This is a genomic window from Kangiella sp. (assembly GCF_014762745.1).
GTDB lineage: Bacteria > Pseudomonadota > Gammaproteobacteria > Enterobacterales > Kangiellaceae > Kangiella.
The window spans coordinates 1-17,648 of the sequence record NZ_JABURJ010000120.1 but is presented as its reverse complement, the minus strand read 5'-3'; the positions used below and the strand labels follow the sequence as shown (position 1 = coordinate 17,648).

The 17,648-nt window shown below is 44.8% G+C and carries 16 protein-coding genes and 1 tRNA gene; 5 read left to right on the top strand and 12 right to left on the bottom strand.

The annotated features are described in order from the left end of the window. Positions 1-14: 14 nt before the first annotated feature. Positions 15-1,010 carry a D-Ala-D-Ala carboxypeptidase family metallohydrolase gene (locus tag HUJ19_RS10490; RefSeq protein ID WP_290624151.1) on the top strand — a complete coding sequence of 332 codons (996 nt, stop codon included), beginning with the start codon at positions 15-17 and terminating at the stop codon, positions 1,008-1,010. A gap of 175 nt (positions 1,011-1,185) precedes the next feature. On the opposite strand, the gene HUJ19_RS10485 is transcribed toward HUJ19_RS10490, so the two are convergent. The 9 genes from HUJ19_RS10485 to HUJ19_RS10445 all read right to left on the bottom strand — a co-directional run bounded on the left by HUJ19_RS10485 (position 1,186) and on the right by HUJ19_RS10445 (position 11,329). Further along, positions 1,186-1,722, bottom strand: coding sequence for a hypothetical protein (locus tag HUJ19_RS10485; RefSeq protein WP_290624150.1), 537 nt, complete (start codon positions 1,720-1,722; stop codon positions 1,186-1,188). Between the two features lie 120 nt (positions 1,723-1,842). Further along, positions 1,843-2,244 (bottom strand): hypothetical protein, encoded by a 402-nt coding sequence (locus tag HUJ19_RS10480; protein WP_290624149.1) that lies wholly within the window; start codon positions 2,242-2,244, stop codon positions 1,843-1,845. Positions 2,245-2,282: 38 nt separating this feature from the next. Then, positions 2,283-2,936, bottom strand: a complete 654-nt coding sequence (locus HUJ19_RS10475) for a hypothetical protein (RefSeq protein ID WP_290624148.1) — start codon at positions 2,934-2,936, stop codon at positions 2,283-2,285. A 202-nt stretch (positions 2,937-3,138) separates the two neighbouring features. Continuing rightward, the gene (locus tag HUJ19_RS10470) at positions 3,139-4,278 is read right to left on the bottom strand and encodes a DUF4785 domain-containing protein (protein WP_290624147.1); all 1,140 of its coding nucleotides are present in this window, start codon (positions 4,276-4,278) and stop codon (positions 3,139-3,141) included. A gap of 10 nt (positions 4,279-4,288) precedes the next feature. Further along, a complete protein-coding gene (locus tag HUJ19_RS10465) occupies positions 4,289-5,167 on the bottom strand; it encodes a hypothetical protein (protein ID WP_290624146.1) in 879 nt (292 codons plus the stop codon). Between the two features lie 452 nt (positions 5,168-5,619). Then, positions 5,620-8,628, bottom strand: coding sequence for an immune inhibitor A domain-containing protein (locus tag HUJ19_RS10460; protein ID WP_290624145.1), 3,009 nt, complete (start codon positions 8,626-8,628; stop codon positions 5,620-5,622). Positions 8,629-8,630: 2 nt separating this feature from the next. Further along, positions 8,631-8,924 (bottom strand): hypothetical protein, encoded by a 294-nt coding sequence (locus HUJ19_RS10455; protein WP_290624144.1) that lies wholly within the window; start codon positions 8,922-8,924, stop codon positions 8,631-8,633. Between the two features lie 179 nt (positions 8,925-9,103). Then, positions 9,104-9,190, bottom strand: a tRNA-Leu gene (locus HUJ19_RS10450). A gap of 339 nt (positions 9,191-9,529) precedes the next feature. Then, positions 9,530-11,329: a DUF885 domain-containing protein gene (locus HUJ19_RS10445; protein ID WP_290624143.1), complete on the bottom strand. Its 1,800-nt coding sequence runs from the start codon at positions 11,327-11,329 to the stop codon at positions 9,530-9,532. Between the two features lie 146 nt (positions 11,330-11,475). Here HUJ19_RS10445 and HUJ19_RS10440 point away from each other — a divergent pair, with 146 nt between their 5' ends. Beyond that, complete coding sequence (locus tag HUJ19_RS10440; RefSeq protein WP_290624142.1) at positions 11,476-11,943, top strand: RDD family protein; 468 nt, start codon at positions 11,476-11,478, stop codon at positions 11,941-11,943. Here the strand turns inward: HUJ19_RS10440 and HUJ19_RS10435 are convergent. The 3 genes from HUJ19_RS10435 to lptF form a co-directional block, all read right to left on the bottom strand. Next, complete coding sequence (locus HUJ19_RS10435) at positions 11,940-12,602, bottom strand: methyltransferase domain-containing protein (RefSeq protein WP_290624141.1); 663 nt, start codon at positions 12,600-12,602, stop codon at positions 11,940-11,942. The genes HUJ19_RS10440 and HUJ19_RS10435 overlap by 4 nt on opposite strands. Before the next feature lie 134 nt (positions 12,603-12,736). Continuing rightward, positions 12,737-13,801, bottom strand: coding sequence for an LPS export ABC transporter permease LptG (gene lptG / locus HUJ19_RS10430; RefSeq protein ID WP_290624140.1), 1,065 nt, complete (start codon positions 13,799-13,801; stop codon positions 12,737-12,739). Continuing rightward, entirely contained in the window at positions 13,798-14,910 is a 1,113-nt protein-coding gene (lptF, locus tag HUJ19_RS10425; protein WP_290624139.1) for an LPS export ABC transporter permease LptF, read from the bottom strand. Before lptF ends, lptG begins: the two co-directional genes overlap by 4 nt. 125 nt (positions 14,911-15,035) lie before the next feature. Here lptF and HUJ19_RS10420 point away from each other — a divergent pair, with 125 nt between their 5' ends. Genes HUJ19_RS10420 through HUJ19_RS10410 form a run of 3 tightly spaced genes read left to right on the top strand, consistent with a single transcriptional unit; the run spans position 15,036 to position 17,555 of the window. After that, positions 15,036-16,526, top strand: a complete 1,491-nt coding sequence (locus HUJ19_RS10420; RefSeq protein ID WP_290624138.1) for a leucyl aminopeptidase — start codon at positions 15,036-15,038, stop codon at positions 16,524-16,526. A 2-nt stretch (positions 16,527-16,528) separates the two neighbouring features. Beyond that, positions 16,529-16,957: a DNA polymerase III subunit chi gene (locus tag HUJ19_RS10415; protein WP_290624137.1), complete on the top strand. Its 429-nt coding sequence runs from the start codon at positions 16,529-16,531 to the stop codon at positions 16,955-16,957. 58 nt (positions 16,958-17,015) lie between these two features. Further along, positions 17,016-17,555 (top strand): methyltransferase domain-containing protein, encoded by a 540-nt coding sequence (locus HUJ19_RS10410; protein WP_290624136.1) that lies wholly within the window; start codon positions 17,016-17,018, stop codon positions 17,553-17,555. Positions 17,556-17,648: the final 93 nt, after the last annotated feature.

Genomic DNA, 17,648 nt, shown 5'->3' with positions numbered 1-17,648 from the left:
GTGAAGGAGTTTATGTGCCAAAGATTTTACTGAATGACTTGTACAGAGGGCGATTGATGCTAACACTATTGCTAATCGCTAGCCTTATCATCTTAACCCCTAATCTAAGCCAGGCAGTTACCCAGGTTAAGGACTATCAAAGCGGTAAAGCCCAATTTGATCTAAGTGTTAACAAAAGAAGTATTCCCTACGAAGTCTTTTTCCATACCGTAATGCCGGAACAATCATTACAGTTAAAGTCGAGCCGTGAACAATTATCCAGTCGTGTCCAGGTTAATGAGCAGTGGCAAACACTCAATTGGAACAAAGGTGATTTAAAGTGGAAAGCTCCCAAAGCTCCAGGACTTTACACACTGGAAACTACTGACGTAGAAACCGGTCATCAGATTAGTGTATCCGTGTTTGTGTTGCGCCCTGCTACAGAGATGAAAAATGGCGTGCTTAATGGCTACAAAATTGGCAACTATCCCAAGCCATTGAAAGGCCTGCCTACCTACGCAGCGCCGAAAGGTTTTATTGAAGTGACCAAAGAAAACATGGATACCAAAATCACACCACACTTCACCTTAGGCCAATTCCTGTGCAAACAGCCCGGCGGTTTTCCAAAGTACATGGTGCTCAGACAGAACCTTCTGGAAAACTTGGAAAACTTGCTCACCGATGTGAACAACCGAGGCATTCGTACCGATAGTTTTGTCATCATGAGTGGCTACCGCACACCGGCCTATAACGCCGCAATCGGAAACGTCGCCAACAGCCGCCATGTTTATGGTGATGCATCAGACATTTTTATTGATACGCTAGCCAATGGTCGCATGGACGACATCAATGGCGATGGCAAAGTGAACGAGAAAGATGCACTACGCCTTTATGAATTCGCCAATAACCCGGAAGTGCACGATCATCGTGACGATCTTGTCGGCGGCATTGGCGTCTATAAACCAAACGCCGTACGCGGCCCATTCGTACACGTTGACGTAAGAGGCACCAAAGCCCGCTGGGGGATTTAACCTAACCGTTGTCATCCCGCGGCTGTGACCGCGGGATCCAGTGACTTTCTAGTAGGTTTTGATGGGTTAAAGCTTGCTGATCGTCAATCACGACTTACGATACTTAACCTTAATAATTTAAAGGGCATCCATTGATGGCCTTTTTATTTCTTTAGGGCTATCTGGACACTTAATATTAACTTTCCTCCAAAAGCAATTTAAATTTAATCGATAAAATAGTTATAGAAAATCCAAAGGCAATAAGGGTATAGAATAGAAAAATAGCTATAGACATTGCGAGATTTGTGCTAACAATTGAGCTAAAGAAAAGCGCCATTAAGGGGGGTAAGTCCTCTTTGCATGTAATAACTATTGGGAATGTATACAAATAGCAAATTGTTATCAATAAAGTTAAAGAACCAATAACTAAGGAAAACTTAGTTGGATTAAACTCACTATAAAATGGTTTTGCCTTTTTATTTATTTCCAGGCCATTAACACAGGTGTAATATAAACAAGTCATAAAAAACAGTATTGAAAATATGGTTACAAACCCTGAAAAAAGATATGGTCCACCACATTTTTTTATGTACATTGCTTGAGGCCAAAAAGCACTAAGATCAAAAAAACTTAATAAACCAGTCTCTTCCTGTATAAAAGCAAATAAAAGTAAAACCATAAGCCACAGCAAAAACAGCTTATAAAAAAACTTACCATTTCGTTTAATTAACATTATCGTTCCTATAGTCTATCTATACTAATTATCCTAGAGTATTTTTAATAAAGCTTTTGAAAGGGCGGTTAACATTTAGCTGAGAAATATAACACGACCAAATCCTGCCATAGGGATTAACTACTTATCATGAAGCCTTCTTTCTTCATATCGTTCTTCGAAGAGTCCAAAAGCCAAAAACTTATCTAACTCTTCTTCGTTCAAATCCTTTCTAAATTTTGCATAAGACTCACGATATGGCTCAACTTCTTTTTCAAACTCTTCCCGAGAAATTGAATCAAGCACTTTGCGCTTTCCATCATAAATTTCAACGTACTGCACAAGCTCATTACTATTTTCATCCATCACAAATTCAATACGGATATCACTTTCTAGTCCATCAAGATATTCAGACTTGAAGCTAAAAGAAAAATCTTCTGTTTCAACTTCGGCTGTGAAGAACACCTCTTTTATTCCGTATCCGATTAAAAAACATAACACTAGTACAATAATAAGATTTGTTTTTGTTATCGCTTCTGACATTACCATTCACCTTTTTCTACTTATATTAATCTTGGAATCTAACACTTTGAGGTATACCCATAAGGGTAATAACAGGCTTCCCCTTCTCTAGCTAATTTGCGCATTTCGATTAATCGTTCTTTGTATTCATCACAGTAAATACTTCGATTCGGGCCTGTGTGCTGTTGTATTTTCAGGTAGGTTTCATAGGCACGACCAACGACCCAGCGGCAATGGGTATGGTTTTTCGATAAGAGCTGTTGTTTGATCATGGCTGGATTTTGATAATTACTATTGGCTTGCCGCTCAGTGGTTGTGCTTCTTTGAATAGGATTAACGCGCTCCATTGGTATCACGCTGAATCCATCACCAGATAATTCCTGTACTTGATAGTTACCTGATGATGGTGGTGTTTCTGAGAACCGTTTGTTGCCGCTAGTATCCGTCCAAGTGTAAATCACTGGCTTTTGTTGAGAAGCAGGCTTTTGATTCTGAGGAGAAGAGTTTTGTCGCTTGTTGTTAGCGGCATTTTGACTAACTGGCTTTGCAGTTTTTTGAGCAGATGGTTCTGTTTGCTTTGCTTGTTGTTTTTGCCGGTTATGTTCTATTTCCTGTTTGATTGAATCGACTTCCAGATAATGCAGATAGGTGAAACCGCCAAGTACAACCAATACTAATAAAATTCCAAATAAAGCCCCGATTAGATAATTCACGTCCTTGTCCCTGTTCTTTGTGTTAGTAACCGTAGGTTGGATAAATCACTTAGTGGTGCCATCCAACAACGAAACATGCAGAAAATTGTGTCGGATGGCGCTTCGCTGATCCGACCTACGCGAATAACTTTACCTTATTTTTGTCATACAGAAAAATAAAAAAGGCAGCCTAAGCTGCCTGAATCAATCAAAACACACGTTATTATTTTAGAATGGCCATTTGGCTTTGATCACGAAGCTCAACATTTCTCAGCTCATACGGCGCACTAAGGCCACTGTTTGCCAAGATTTTAGCGTCAAACTCCATCATGATCTGACCTGCGCCGCGTCCAAGATCTTGTGCGGTGTGAGTGGTCATGATTGGCTTCATGTTGCCAGCATTGTCTGTGCCATACAAAACACCGCGCACTTCAAAGCGACTGTCCTGCTTGACGCTTACTGGAACCATGGCTTTAAGGTTTTTGTCACCACCGACGATTTGAACATTACTACTCATTGAAGCAGTCATTTCGTCATAGGAGAAAGGTACACGGCCATTACGCTGAACCAACTTGCCATTGACATGGGCTTTAACTTCAGTGTGTAGCTCCCACAAAGCTCCGGGCACATTATCGGCCGCCATTTTCATCGGCATTTTCACCTGATAGCCGTCGCCTGATTTTTTGAAAATCACTGGGTAACTTTGCCCGGTTGGTGAGACTAGCTGTCCTTTGATGTTGCGGATAGTTTGCGCCTGCCCCTGGTCAAAAACGTGGGCATCAACACTTAAGGTATCACCTTTGAAATAACCGCCACGCTGCGATTTAAGGTATAAAGCAGTATCGCTGTTTTTCTCAAAGACGTTGATGCGGTACTTACCGTTAGGGTTAAGCTTCTGATTGGTTTGCAAGGTAAACTCACCTTGGCCCAAATTATCAGCTAATTTAAAGCCAGTGGTTCCACGCTGGAAACCAACACCTTGTGCCTGCATTGAGTTGCTATCGACCAGCATGTCGAAGCCACTGCCTTTGGCGAAACTTTTTCCACCCTTCTGGCTGATATTCATCATCTGTGGCTCTACTGCCGAGCGACCATCTGCTGCAGAGATGCGAACCAGAGCACCAGGTGCGCTGGTGGTCAATGACACACCACGTTGCAATGACTGACCATTCACGTCCAGGCTATATTCACGGCTTTGTGTCGCAGGGATATGTTGGCTCTGGGTGATGGCAAATTTACTGTCTTGACCCACAGCAAAACTGAAGCTGGTGGTGTCATTGTTTCTGGGATTAGTATTGGCGTTAACCGCTGAACTCATGATAAGAGCCAGCGTAGTCGAAGTAATTAATACGATATTCTTCATGGTTGGCTCCTTAAATTCGGTTACGTAAGTATGAGTCTAGATAGAAACAGTTACGACGGCTTTGCGCGTGACTGAGCGGCTCACCATCTTTGGTGTACCATTTATCATAGAACCAGACCGAACCGGCAGCACTTTGCGAACTGCAATTGAGGAAACCATCTGAGCAGCTGTCGAGCCAGTTTTGCGTGAACTCAAGACCGACATTCTGCGAGTAACCACCGCAATAGCTGTCACCATCCCAGACTGCTGACTCGACATCCGTTCCCACTACGTTAACGAAGGGCTTGGGAAGACTAGGGCGACCAGCTGTGCCATATAGCCACTCTGCATTGTAATAAGCCATCCAGGACTCCTGCTGCTGACGCACTGCATCATTTTGATAGCCCAGCAACCAACCTAATGACGTTTCAAACACATTACCATTTAAAACAGCTTCCGCTAAAGGCGTACCACCGCTCGAAGGCGCCAACGCAATCACTTCTTTGGTTTTATTGATGATATTTGGGAAACGACTGTCCCAGGTTGGATTTGACAGGATCCAGCGCACCACATTACCACCGTTTGAGTGGGTGATCAGAGTCATCTGACTGATGCCTTTATTGTTGATAAAGTTGGTTAATTGCCCCGCCAGACAACCAGAAGCACGGCTGTCCCACATATATTGAGTAAAGTCGCAGTTGATAACAGTGTAATTACTCGAATTCGGAAGACCTTGAATGACCGACTGGATCATGGAGCCTGTCCAGTAGTCGTTATAAGCATCACTTTGCTGGCCGGTGCCATGAACAAAAGCAACGCCCACATTGGCACTCGCGGAAGCTGCCATTAAAGAGCCACCAATAAGTGAAGCCCCCAACAACAACTTGTTCAGGAAAGATTTGTTCAGCATATGCTACCCCCTAGGTTTTAAGCTGATAATTCACTTGCAGCTTGTTATTTTGCTATCACCCACTGCAAGCATTACTCTCTTTTGCCTTTAATTAGTTTTTATAAGGCAAGGAAGGTTATATCATCAGTTTTACTAATTGTAAAAAACACTAGTTTTAAACAGGGAGCCAGAGCATAAGCACTTATATTTAGACATTGATAGAATGATATACACTTGAAAAAAAATGACTTTTAAAACACTTTCAAACACGCCTTTAAAACAAACAATGCAATATTCAAACAAGAGCGCACGTTATGGAACACATTAGCAGAGATAGGGAAGGAGAAAACGCTGGTTGCAAGTCAGTAATGACTTGGGTATTTCATTATTTTGTGATTAACGTCACTAAATTTTGGGCAAAAAAAAGCCCTTGCGAAAACAAGGGCTTTGTATCTTGGTTTTAGCTGACTGGATTAACGTCTTCTAATTAGAACTAAACCCAATAACATCAGCAACAACCAGTTGGCGCTACCACCGCCGCTGCCACCATTTGATGGAGGCTCGCTTACAGTAACGGACTGGGTCATTTCACGCTCAACACCTGAACCATCGGTCACTTTGAAAGTCACGTCATAAGAGCCAGCGGTAGAGTAAGTGTGTGATGGTGACTTTGCTGTACTGCTATTGCCATCACCAAAATCCCAACTATAGGTATAGCTTCCATCACCACCAGTTGCAGTACTTGAGAATGTAACGGTCAGATTATTGCGACTAGATGTAAAGTTAACATTCAATGGAGCAACCACGCTCACTTCCCTTGTTGCTTGAGCCTGCTGGTTATCACCACTGGTTACAGTCATAGTAATAGTGTAAGTACCAGTCAAAGCGTATGAGTGGCTAACATTAGTGCCAGTATCCTGGTTATCATCACCAAAGTCCCATTCTACATTGTAAGACTCAACACCACCGTCAATGACTGCACTAAGCTCAACAGATGAACCACTTACTGATGAGTTAAAATCAACTGACAATACATCCCCAATGATTACCTGCTGTTGAAACTCACTTACGGTACCATCTTGGTCAGTAACCGTTAGAGTCACCGTATAACTTCCGCTAGCTGCATAACTATGCACTGGCGATTCTTCTGTAGATACCTCCGAGCCGTCACCAAAGTTCCACTCGTAGGTATAACCCGGTGTTCCACCCGCAGTGTCATTAAAAAATGTCACTTCTCGGAAATTACGCTGAAAATCAAAGCCCGCAGTTAACTCCAGAGGTGCAGCACTTAGCTTAACAGTTGCAGTGCTTGAATTAGTGGACTGCTCAATCACTTCCATTTTGAAACCATGCTCAGGTAGCACAAGACCCGAAGCTGGTTGCTCAGGTGACGAATAGTCATTGGAGTCATCAAACACAGAAATTGGAGCTAAATTAGTATCGCCACTTGAGCTTTTTTGATTATATAGTCCGAATGCCGCGTCTCGAATCTGGCTCAAAGTGCTACCAATGCTTGAACCATCCATAATAATATTTTGGTCGGCATCAACAACACCCACAAAACCATAGCCGGGATGCCCCTCTACAGTATCGCCAACCTTGTTATCACTATAATTTTCATTACCAAACCACACTAGAACACCCGGGGTATTAAAGGTGTTAGCCAAACCTGCATCACGCCCATTAGCACTACGCAGTTGAATCCAATAATTCTGTGGAAGCATTGGAGCCTGATTCGCTACACGGTGGAAGCCAGCAAAAGTAGCAGTACCTTCAGACTCAGCCCCATCAAAATAAACGGATGTGCCAGATTGCTTGACTACGATATCATCAGCTACAAAACCATAACCACCAACTGCTTGATCCGTTTCATAATTGAAACTGAAGGTTACAGTCTGACCTGCAAAGGAAGTCACATCAAAGGTCAGGTCAACCCAGCCCTCGGAACCTTCTGCACCAGTTATATCAAGGGATTTTCCGGTAATAAAGTTAGCCACACTTGGGTGCTGAGAATTAGTTGCTTTCGTGTGATTACCCGCTAACACTGTATCGTTAGCTTTAACCACAAGGTAGTCCCAATCTACCTCAATATCCCAGTGGGCTTTCATGCTAAGCTCAAGCGTACCTGTTGCAGGTAGCTCAACATCAAAACTCATGCTATTGGACTTCATATCTCCCTTACCAGAATAATACTGGTAGGAACCGGTATAAGGTGCAGTAAAGTCTTCCAGTGGTGCCGGAATATTTACTCGAATTTGATTAGCGTTACCAGAGTGATTAGAAGCTTCCACCAAGGCTATGTCTTGTGAAGCATCCTCTAAATCAGAAAGCTCAACCACGGTTTCGTCGATCCAGTCACCACCATAGGTATTTTGCAGGAAGGAGCGTGCGTAAGGACTAAATCCTGTTGGTTTTGTACCAGCTGGACTGCCGACCCAGCTTCCCGAGGCCATAACCGACCAGATACCTACTGGAGAGCCTACCTCAGACCCCTCAATATCATATTCGTCTGGCAGACCTAAATCATGTCCAAACTCATGGACAACAACGCCTGTCGCCGCATCAATTGGTTGAATAGTGTAACCAAATACTTTTTTATTAGTTCCAGGAATAGTGTAGCCACCCTGCTGACCATCTACATAGAATCGATGTGACCAGATAGCATCATCACCCAATACACCACCACCAGCTTCTTCACCAACGCTTGAGTGATAAATCATGACATGGTCAATAAGCCCATCGGCTTCTTCAATATTCCCATCATTATCTAAGTCATAAGGATCTTCTACATCATACTCGGCAAGATTGATGCCATATTCCTGAACGGCTTTGGTAACTGCTTCTTTAACTAATGCAGGAACATTTTTATCATTTTCTGTATCAACGTCATTTTCACCATAATGAACAGCATCATTATCAGCGGTTACCCAACCATAAGATTTACCGGTAAAAAAGAAAGTACCGCCCGACTCATCCTGGTAAAAATTATAACCAGACTCAAGAGTTTGGCCTGATGGACCAGTAAAACCGGTCTCCGAGAACATTAAGCCATCATAATGCGACGCTGGATAGGAACTGTAATACATATCTGTATCACCTGACGACAACCCATTGTCATTATGTGGTAAATCTGGGAAATCAATTAGAACAGCAAGCACCTTAACGGTTTTGTTGTTAATAATTTTTTGTTCAGTGGCAACCCCTTTGAGTATGGACGCCTGTCTTTGCTTTAAGCTACTAGAGACCAAAGCTGGTGTTTTAGCCTGTATATTCAAGCTGTTACCAAGATACTGCTTAACCGCTAGTTCTTTTTCTATATCGCTGGAGTCAGACTTAATCTCGCCACGCTTCTCAAGCCAGTACAAAATTCTTTCTTGATTAACCAAAGCAGGGTCTTTGGGTGTAATTGATTTCTCCGCTGCTTGGGCTAAAGGAGTCGTTAGCGCAAGAGCCAATAAACTATAAATAGTCGTATGTTTCATTATTACTTTCCTTTTAAACAGTTCTCATACACTGAGTTTTTCTTGTTAATGTACTCTCTAATAACAGCTTCTCGCTGTTTTTTATCCATGTCTTCGGTGATCAAGCCCTTTTCAATAAGCATGGGTTCAAGTACCCAGATATCTTTAACAGGAGGCGGTGCGCTACAGATGGGCGGCACAGGGCCTTTGTGAGGATTAAATTGTGAATCAGAGTCACTCTCTGCTTGGGATTGTTCCTTACACCCAACTAATGATATAGACAACAAAGCACAAGCCAGCAATTGATATAAGCGCATTAGGATTCCACCGAAACAAACAGCCATCTATTAAAAACCAGCCAGCTTTATTCATCAAGCAGGTTTACCAAACTCAGAAGATTGGATACAAATGCATACAGTTGTATTACTTTTAGAGAATTTTGCGCGAAAATTGCTGCAGAAAAGAAAAAGCCCTTGCGAAAACAAGGGCTTTGATGTGGTACCAGAGGCCGGACTCGAACCGGCACGCTTTTAAGGGCGCGGGATTTTGAATCCCGTGTGTCTACCAATTTCACCACTCTGGCTTTAAACCTGATTGTAGCTTAGGAGCTAACCTAAAGCATTTTGTAGCGCTTCGCGCTACTCCCGTGTGCACCGATGGCACTCCCGACTCCGTCGGTCGTCATACCAATTTCACCACTCTGGCTTTAAACCTGATTGTAGCTTAGGAGCTAACCTAAAGCATTTTGTAGCGCTTCGCGCTACTCCCGTGTGCACCGAGGGCACTCCCGACTCCATCGGTCGTCGTACCAATTTCACCACTCTGGCTTTAAACTTTTTATTGAGACAAGACCTCAAAAGTGAGGCGCATTATAAACCAATAACCTGCTTTTGCAAGAGCTTACAGCGCCATTTTTAGTGGTTTATGAAGACTGGCTTTTGTCGGCCAGTCGTTGCTTTTCCTGCTCAATAAATTGTTCGATTTGGGTTTCGAGTACGCTTAGAGGAATTGAGCCATTTGCTAGCACAGCATCGTGGAATTTTCGGATATCAAAGTCTGGGCCAAGTTCTTTCTCTGCTTTGGCTCGTAACTCCAGGATTTTCAATTCGCCTAATTTATAAGACAAGGCTTGCGCTGGCCAGCTGATATAGCGGTCAATTTCGGTACGTACGTTGTGAGTTGAGAGCGCGGTATTTTCTTCCATCATTTTAATGGCCTGTTCGCGTGTCCAGCCTTTGGTATGCATGCCGGTATCCACAACCAGGCGAATAGCACGCCACATTTCATAGGTCAGGCGTCCGAAGTTACTGTACGGGTCTTGATAAAAACCTGCTTCAAGGCCCAGTTTTTCGCTGTATAAGCCCCAGCCTTCGCCAAAGGCTGAAATATAGGTGTTCTGGCGGAAGTTGGGCAAGTGCTCCAATTCTTTGGCTAAAGCGGTCTGAAGATGATGGCCAGGCACGGCTTCGTGCAAGGTAAGCGCTTCAAGGTTATACAAAGGACGCTTGTCCAAGGCGTAGGTATTGACCCAATATTCGCCTGCGCGGGTGCTGTCTAATGGTGCTCCTGAGTAGCGACCGGTTGTGTATTTCGGAGCAATAGCTTCTGGAACAGGCACAACGCCATAAGGCTGGCGCGGCAACTTACCAAAGAACTGCGGCAACTTATGATCCATACGCTTTGCAATATATGATGCTTCTTTAATCAGCTCTTCGGGGGTTTTGGCGTAGAACTGCGGATCGGTGCGCAAAAAGTCTAGAAACTCGGCAAAAGTCCCTTCAAAACCACTGTCTTTTATGACCTGCTCCATTTCAGCACGAATACGCTTTACCTCTGACAAACCAATTTGATGGATCTCATCTGGCGTCAGATCAAGCGTCGTATAGAGCTTTAGCTGGTTCTGGTAGTAAGCTTTGCCGTCTGGAAAGTCATACGCGGCAATGGTTTTCTTGGCATTTGGATAATATTCTTGTTCAAAGAATTTCAGGTAGTTTTGATATTCTGGCACCACTACCTGGCCGATTACTGTCGTCGCCTGCTTCACCAATTCTTTTTTCTGCTCTTCGGTAAAGTGTTTCGGGAAATTATTGAAGGGAGCAAACCAGGCAGTTTCACTGGCATTATCTTTAATGTAGGCCTTGATGCCGTCGCTATAACCTTCCAGCACAGCTTTCGGTACGCTAAAACCTCGCGCCTGACCTGCTTGCATGTTACTGATATTCTGCTGGAAGAAGCCAGGAATTTGCGTCAACAAAGCCAGGTAGTTTTCGTAGTCCTCATAGGTTCGCAGACTGACTCGCTGCGCCAGACCAGCTGCTTCCACATGGAAGCCCCACTCAGAATTAAGCGGCATCTGGTAAGTTTTAAAATCAATCTCCGCGACCTGTTGTTCAAGCTGCGACTTCATCATGTCATAACTGATTTGGTCCTCGGCAGAAAGGTCAGACCGCTTAATACTGCTCAACTCATCCAGCAGCTCTTGCAACTCCTGCTTGCGTACCTGATAAGCTTCGGGGCTGACATCACGCAGTTTGCCTTTGGCCGACTCATCGCCACGACTGGCAGCCCATAAAGGATTCTGCTTAAGACTGTACTCTTCAACCTTGTCGAAAAATTCATGCAACCACTGGGTATAATCTTCGCCTGCATTGGCAGTGATGCTGCTAACCAGCAGGCTGCTGGAAATTATGCTCGAAATAAAAAGCGCTTTGACTAGTTTCATTATTGTCACCAAAGAAATGTTCGTGAGCCTTTTATAGCAAGATTTAGCTGCTTGATAAAGCAGATGCTGTTACCGAATGTTTCGTATGGAGTCGAAGTGCGGCTTTTGTTAAACTAGCGCCACTTTATAAGCTGCGCAGAAAAACCATGTCTGAACAGACTGCCTCTAAACAACTGGTCACCACCCCCGCCCCATTAACTAAAAAGTTAGGAGCATGGCTTTATGATGCTTTGATCTGTGTCGCTATCTGGTTTTTGTGGGGGCTTTTCACTTTTCCATTGATCCGCTGGTTATTGGGCGTTGATGATATCTATACTGGGCAGGACACGCTCCTCTACAAAATTTACTCCGTTCTTCCAGCTTTATTAATACTCTTTTACTTTGTCGGCTCTCACGTCCGCTTCGGCCAGACTGTCGGCATGAGCTCCTGGAAATTGATGCTGGTACAAAAAGATGGCAAGCCAGTCACTTTTGGCCAGGCCTTGCTGCGAGACATTACCGCTGTATTGGGTATTGGCATGCTATTCAGCCTGTTCAACTCGAAAAAACTGGGCTGGCACGACATAATCAGCGGCACTCGCGTTGTCGCACTTCCTGACAAACAAAAAGACTAACTACGCTCGTAACGCAACACCTGTCCTTTGTAGTTATTAGCCATTGCATCATTTGGAATGGCTGCGGTCTGGGTATGCTGATAGCCCAACTCAACCATTTTGCGACTAAATTTCGCATGGTGGCCGCGGCCCGGATCAATCAAGATGACTTCACACTGCGGCTTGGCATGTTGATCAATAAAGTCTGACAAAAGCTCAACATGCTCCACCTCATACAACAAATCACTACCGATTATCAGATCGAACTGCCCTATTCCGCTGTCGTCATCAGCCCAGCCGGTTCGAACAAATGGGATAACCTGATCGTTGTTTAATAAGGCATTGGTATTCAGAAAATTTTCAACTTCCGGGTGATAGTCGGTGGCGGTAATATCTGCCTGGCGTTTATTGAGAACCAGGCTAGCCAGCCCGATACCGCAGCCCACTTCTAGAATACGCTTACCCTGAATATCAAAGTCATGCATGAGGTCCGCTAATACACGACTGGAGTCCCAGACCACGCCAAAGATTGGCCAAGAGGCAGAACTGATGCCGAGCTTTTCGGCGACTTGATAGCGGTCAGAAAATTGTTGTTTATCTCGCAGCGTGCGCAGATGGATATCCAGTTCACCACGATCACCAAACTCAATGGTTTGGTAGCGAAAACGTAAGGAAGGCATAATGATAAGCTCGGTTATAGGGTCTGAAGTGCAATACAACCGAACCTGATATGGCAGCGCCAAAGCGAGTATTTTACTCGATTCTTAGCCTGATGACGATTAAAAGAAGCTGCAACTGCTCGGTTTAAGCCACATCAACCTGCCCGTCGCAACATATACCAGGCACCAGCGGCAAAAATGGCGGGCGGTAAAATTGCTCCGAATATTGCTGGCATACCGAACACCAGACTGACCGGGCCGAAGGTTCTCACAGCAAAGAAATAAGCCATGCCGGTTAAAACACCCACTAAAACTCTGGCGCCCATGGAAACGCTACGCATTGGCCCGAACACAAAAGAAGCGGCCAACACAATCATGATGGCAGTACTGATTGGCTGAATAAGCTTGCGCCAGAACGCCAGATCATAGGTTTGAGTTTCCAACCCATTATTGGCTAGATACTGCCGATAATTATAAAGGCTGACAATATCCAGAGTTTCAGGGTCATCGCTGAGCACCGTTAAATTGTCCATCTGAATATTGGTTTGCCACTCCATTGCATCAAAGCGCTCTCGCTCAACATGATCGGCGAAGATAGTAGTTTTGTAGCCATTTTTCAGCTGCCATACATTATCATCCAACAAAGCGCTTGAAGCATGTATCACCGACTGCAAAGTCTGGCTTTGATTGAACTGATAAATCGAGACACCATCCATTCGGTCACTGCCAATCACGTCTTTCACATGCACCATCTTGCCGCCATCTTTAACCCAGACACCCTGCTCCCCCTTAACCAGCTGATCTCCGAGAATGGCACGGTTGCGAATATCTTCAGCCATACGGGTGGTCTTCGGTGATACATACTCACCAAGAAAAATGGCAAAGGCGATCAGGATCAGACCATAGCTGAGTGCCGAACCGACAATCTGCATGGTGGTCTTGCCGGCAGCCCGCATAACCGTTAACTCACTGCGCGAAGCCAGCAAACCCAGTCCAGCAATTGAGCCGATCAGAATTGCCATCGGGAAAAATTCATAAATGTACTGCGGTGCCAGCAATAATGAATAAGCCAGACCATCAACAAATTGATAGCTACCCTTGCCAAAATCCCCACTTTCGTCAATCAGAGCAAACAGAACCCGAATGACCGACAGGGCCAATAAGGTAATCAGCGATGTCGCCAAAATCGTTTTGCCAATATAGAAGCGCAATATATTCACGAGCTGGCCCCCCCATTATCGGCTTGCTGCTTTGCTTTAACCGTATTGGCCCGTCCGTGCAGATAAAGTAATCGCGCTGCCAATAATGACATCACCAGATAGATAGGGATAAAGCCCAGCCAACCGGGAATCTTTTCATCTTCCAGCGCACGTCGTACAACCACAATCAAGACGATATAACCGATATAGACCATTAGCGCCGGCAACATCTTGGCAAACTTTCCTTCGCGCGGTCGCACACGACTTAACGGAATGGCGAGGAACATAAATAGTGGAACTGAGATGGGAACGGCCAGTCGCCAATGAAGCTCAGCCCAACTGGCACCATCAGCGGTATCCCAAAGTTCAGATGTGGCAGTTGCGCTGATTTTGCGACGTGAGACAATGCTACGCTCAGCATCGAGTCGAGCAAAATAGCTCTCAAAGCGCGTTATTTTGCTGATTTGCTGGTTTTCATCCAGTTCATAAACGTGCCCATCATTAAGCTGCAAAAAATTCTTATCAATGGACTCGTCATAAAAACGCTCGGCACTTTGTGCTGAAATGATTCGAGTGTTGGGATTGGTTTCGGTGGGCATTTCAGCCAGAAAGAAATTACCCAACTGAGTGGGGCGTTCTGACGAATCGGCATAGACCACGCCCTGCCCCTCCTGAAAGACCTGAAAGTGACCCGGCGTCAACATGCTAAGTTCCAACTTGCTGGCATGCTCATCACGTATTTGGTAGGTCAGCTCATTGGCCTGCGGTGATAACCACAGGGTTACGGCTCCGCCAATTGCAGCAATAATCAATGCAGCAGGCATCAGCATTTTTATCAGGAACTGCTCGCTAACTCCGACGGAGCGCAATACGGCCATTTCACTGTCGACATATAAACGGCTGAAAGCCAGTAAACAACCAAGGAAAAAAGCCAGAGGCAATAAGAAACCAATCAGAACGGGGCTATATAAACCGACCATCTGCCAGACCATGGCACCGGAAATATCACCCGCTGCCGCCTGCGCCAGATATTTCACGATGCGCTGGCTCATAAAAATGGCAAACAGCACACCCAAAATAGCAGTGGTGCTGGTTAACACTTCGCGATTTAGATAACGACTTAAAATCAAAGGAAATCCTTGGTTTTACTGGCTTTTTAATACCAGTTTGCAGACAACGCTAAGCTGGTATTAATTCTCATATCGGTTAAACTATGGCGCATTATAAACCAAAATCAACGATTTGCAGGTGATCTATGGAACTCTTTGTAAAAAGTGGCAGTCCCGAAAAACAAAAAACTGGCTGTCTGATTGTTGGCGTATTTGAGTCGCGTAAACTATCCGCTCAGGCGCAACATATTGACGAAATCAGCGATGGCTATATCAGCGCCATCGTTCGTCGCGGCGACATGGAAGGCAAGTTTGGCCAGACACTTTTATTGCATAACGTTCCGCACACCAGTTGTGAGCGCGTTTTATTGGTCGGCTGTGGTAAAGAGCGAGAGTTTGACGGCTCTCAATATAAAAAATTATCCAGCAAAACCATCAAATTTCTTCACGAAACAGGGACAACTGACGCTATCAGTTGCCTACCGTTATTAAATGTTAAAGGTCAGGATTTATATTGGAAAGTCCGCTTCGCGGTTGAAGCTGCCAACGATAGTCTTTATCAGTTTGAAGAGCTGAAAAGCAAAAAGTCTGAAACACGACGCCCGCTACGCAAGATCACATTATTCGTCGAGTCACGCGCTGATCTGCCTGAAGGTGAAAAAGCCATTTCACACGCCATGGCTATCAGCAAAGGTCAGTCATTAACCAAAGACCTGGCCAACCTGCCTGGCAATATCTGTAACCCAACCTATCTTGCTAAGCGTGCCGAAGAGCTCGCCAAGCATTACGATGCCATGAAGACGACCATTCTGGATGAGTCTGAACTGGCAGACATGGGAGCTGGTGCATTTGTTTCAGTTTCCCAGGGTTCCGACCAACCTGGTAAATTGATTTGTATGGAGTATATGGCTGGCGGCAAAGATGAAAAGCCAGTGGTATTTGTTGGTAAAGGTATTACTTTCGATACCGGCGGCATTTCAATCAAGCCATCAGCATCCATGGATGAAATGAAGTTTGATATGGGCGGTGCAGCGTCGGTATTTGGTGTGATGCAGGCGATCGCGGAAATGAACCTGCCGGTCAATGTGGTAGGCGTTGTTGCAGCAGCTGAGAACATGCCAAGTGGGCGCGCAACTCGTCCAGGGGATGTAGTCACATCTCTATCAGGCCAGACAATCGAAATTTTAAACACTGATGCAGAAGGCCGCTTGGTATTGTGTGATGCACTGACCTATATTGAGCGCTACGATCCAGACATCGTCATTGATATCGCAACCTTGACGGGTGCAGTGATTATTGCATTGGGCCATGAAGCTTCCGGAATGATGAGCAACCACAATGGTCTGGCTAATGAAATCGAGTCAGCCAGTGAAATTACTAATGACCGCGTGTGGCGCCTACCAATCTGGGAAGAATACCATCAGCAGCTCAAGAGCAACGTCGCAGACTTTACCAACCTTGGTGGTCGCGCAGCGGGCTCAATTACAGCGGCATGTTTCCTGGCAAAATTTACTAAGAAATATCGCTGGGCGCATCTTGATATCGCAGGTACAGCCTGGAACAGTGGCGCTAAAAAAGGCGCGACCGGCCGACCCGTACCTTTACTATCACAAATTGTTCTTAACCGAATCAAGTAACTATGACGCAGGTCGAGTTCCATATTCTGGAAAGCCAACCAGGCGAAGAGGCTTATCTTCGCCTGGTTGGTCAATGTGTTAAAAGCCTCTACAAACAAGGCCGCAAAGTCTATATCCACGCACACGATCAGGCACAGGCCCATGCGGTCGATGAGTATCTATGGGCTTTAGACTTAAACGAATTTATACCTCACAATCTGGTTGGCGAAGGGCCGGCAAAAGCCCCTCCCGTGCAAATTGGTTTTAACCAGCCGCCTGAAGAACAACACGACTGTCTGATCAATCTTTCGCGTGACGTGCAACCTTTTTTCAGTTATTTTCTCAAGTGCTATGAGATAGTGCCTAATCAGGAAGAACACAAAGAAAGTGCCCGAGAGCGCTACAAGTTTTACCGTGGACACGGTTATCCATTGCAACATAAAAAGCATTAATTTTTTATCTTTTAATAAAATTAATAATAATTTTAATAGCTTAGGCGAGAACTATTGTATGAATGGGTTTACCCGATACGCCCTGAAAAATTTAAAAAGTACAGGAAGCATTGCTCCGAGCTCTCGCTTTCTGGCTAAGAAAATTGCTAAAAACATCTCCCCTTCTGCCAAGACCTTGATTGAATTGGGCGCTGGCGATGGCGTGATTACTCGCCACTTGCTGGCAACAATGGCTCCTGATGCTCAATTGACAGCCTATGAGCTATCAGACCAACTACTGCCTCTACTGCAGGGGATTCAACATCCTGGCTTTAGCATCAACAATCATTCCGCGCTTGAGCTAACTAATGATTTTGCCGCAGACAGTGTCGATTTTGTGCTTTCCTGTCTGCCAATTGCTCTGTTCGATGAAAAAATGAAGCGCGACCTTTTACAACAGATCCATCAGGTTCTGTCACCGAATGGCCTATTCGTGCAATATCAGTATCTGCCCAAGGATCGAAAGCTGATCAGAGAGTATTTCCCCGAAACCAAATCTAAATGGACTGCACTCAATATTCCGCCCTCATTCGTCTATATCGCCAAACCGGCAAAATAACCTCTCATGCCTAGGATTTGTTAGCACAAAAGCGGCAGGAAAGTTCAACAAATCCTAGATATCTAAGCCATAGACGCTATAATTCAGGGCTTC

Coding starts and splice junctions, on each gene's coding strand:
- HUJ19_RS10485 (WP_290624150.1), bottom strand. CDS start 1,722: ATGTTAATTAAACGAAATGGTAAGTTTTTTTATAAGCTGTTTTTGCTG.
- HUJ19_RS10480 (WP_290624149.1), bottom strand. CDS start 2,244: ATGTCAGAAGCGATAACAAAAACAAATCTTATTATTGTACTAGTGTTA.
- HUJ19_RS10470 (WP_290624147.1), bottom strand. CDS start 4,278: ATGAAGAATATCGTATTAATTACTTCGACTACGCTGGCTCTTATCATG.
- HUJ19_RS10465 (WP_290624146.1), bottom strand. CDS start 5,167: ATGCTGAACAAATCTTTCCTGAACAAGTTGTTGTTGGGGGCTTCACTT.
- HUJ19_RS10460 (WP_290624145.1), bottom strand. CDS start 8,628: ATGAAACATACGACTATTTATAGTTTATTGGCTCTTGCGCTAACGACT.
- HUJ19_RS10455 (WP_290624144.1), bottom strand. CDS start 8,924: ATGCGCTTATATCAATTGCTGGCTTGTGCTTTGTTGTCTATATCATTA.
- HUJ19_RS10445 (WP_290624143.1), bottom strand. CDS start 11,329: ATGAAACTAGTCAAAGCGCTTTTTATTTCGAGCATAATTTCCAGCAGC.
- HUJ19_RS10440 (WP_290624142.1), top strand. CDS start 11,476: ATGTCTGAACAGACTGCCTCTAAACAACTGGTCACCACCCCCGCCCCA.
- HUJ19_RS10435 (WP_290624141.1), bottom strand. CDS start 12,602: ATGCCTTCCTTACGTTTTCGCTACCAAACCATTGAGTTTGGTGATCGT.
- HUJ19_RS10420 (WP_290624138.1), top strand. CDS start 15,036: ATGGAACTCTTTGTAAAAAGTGGCAGTCCCGAAAAACAAAAAACTGGC.
- HUJ19_RS10415 (WP_290624137.1), top strand. CDS start 16,529: ATGACGCAGGTCGAGTTCCATATTCTGGAAAGCCAACCAGGCGAAGAG.
- HUJ19_RS10410 (WP_290624136.1), top strand. CDS start 17,016: ATGAATGGGTTTACCCGATACGCCCTGAAAAATTTAAAAAGTACAGGA.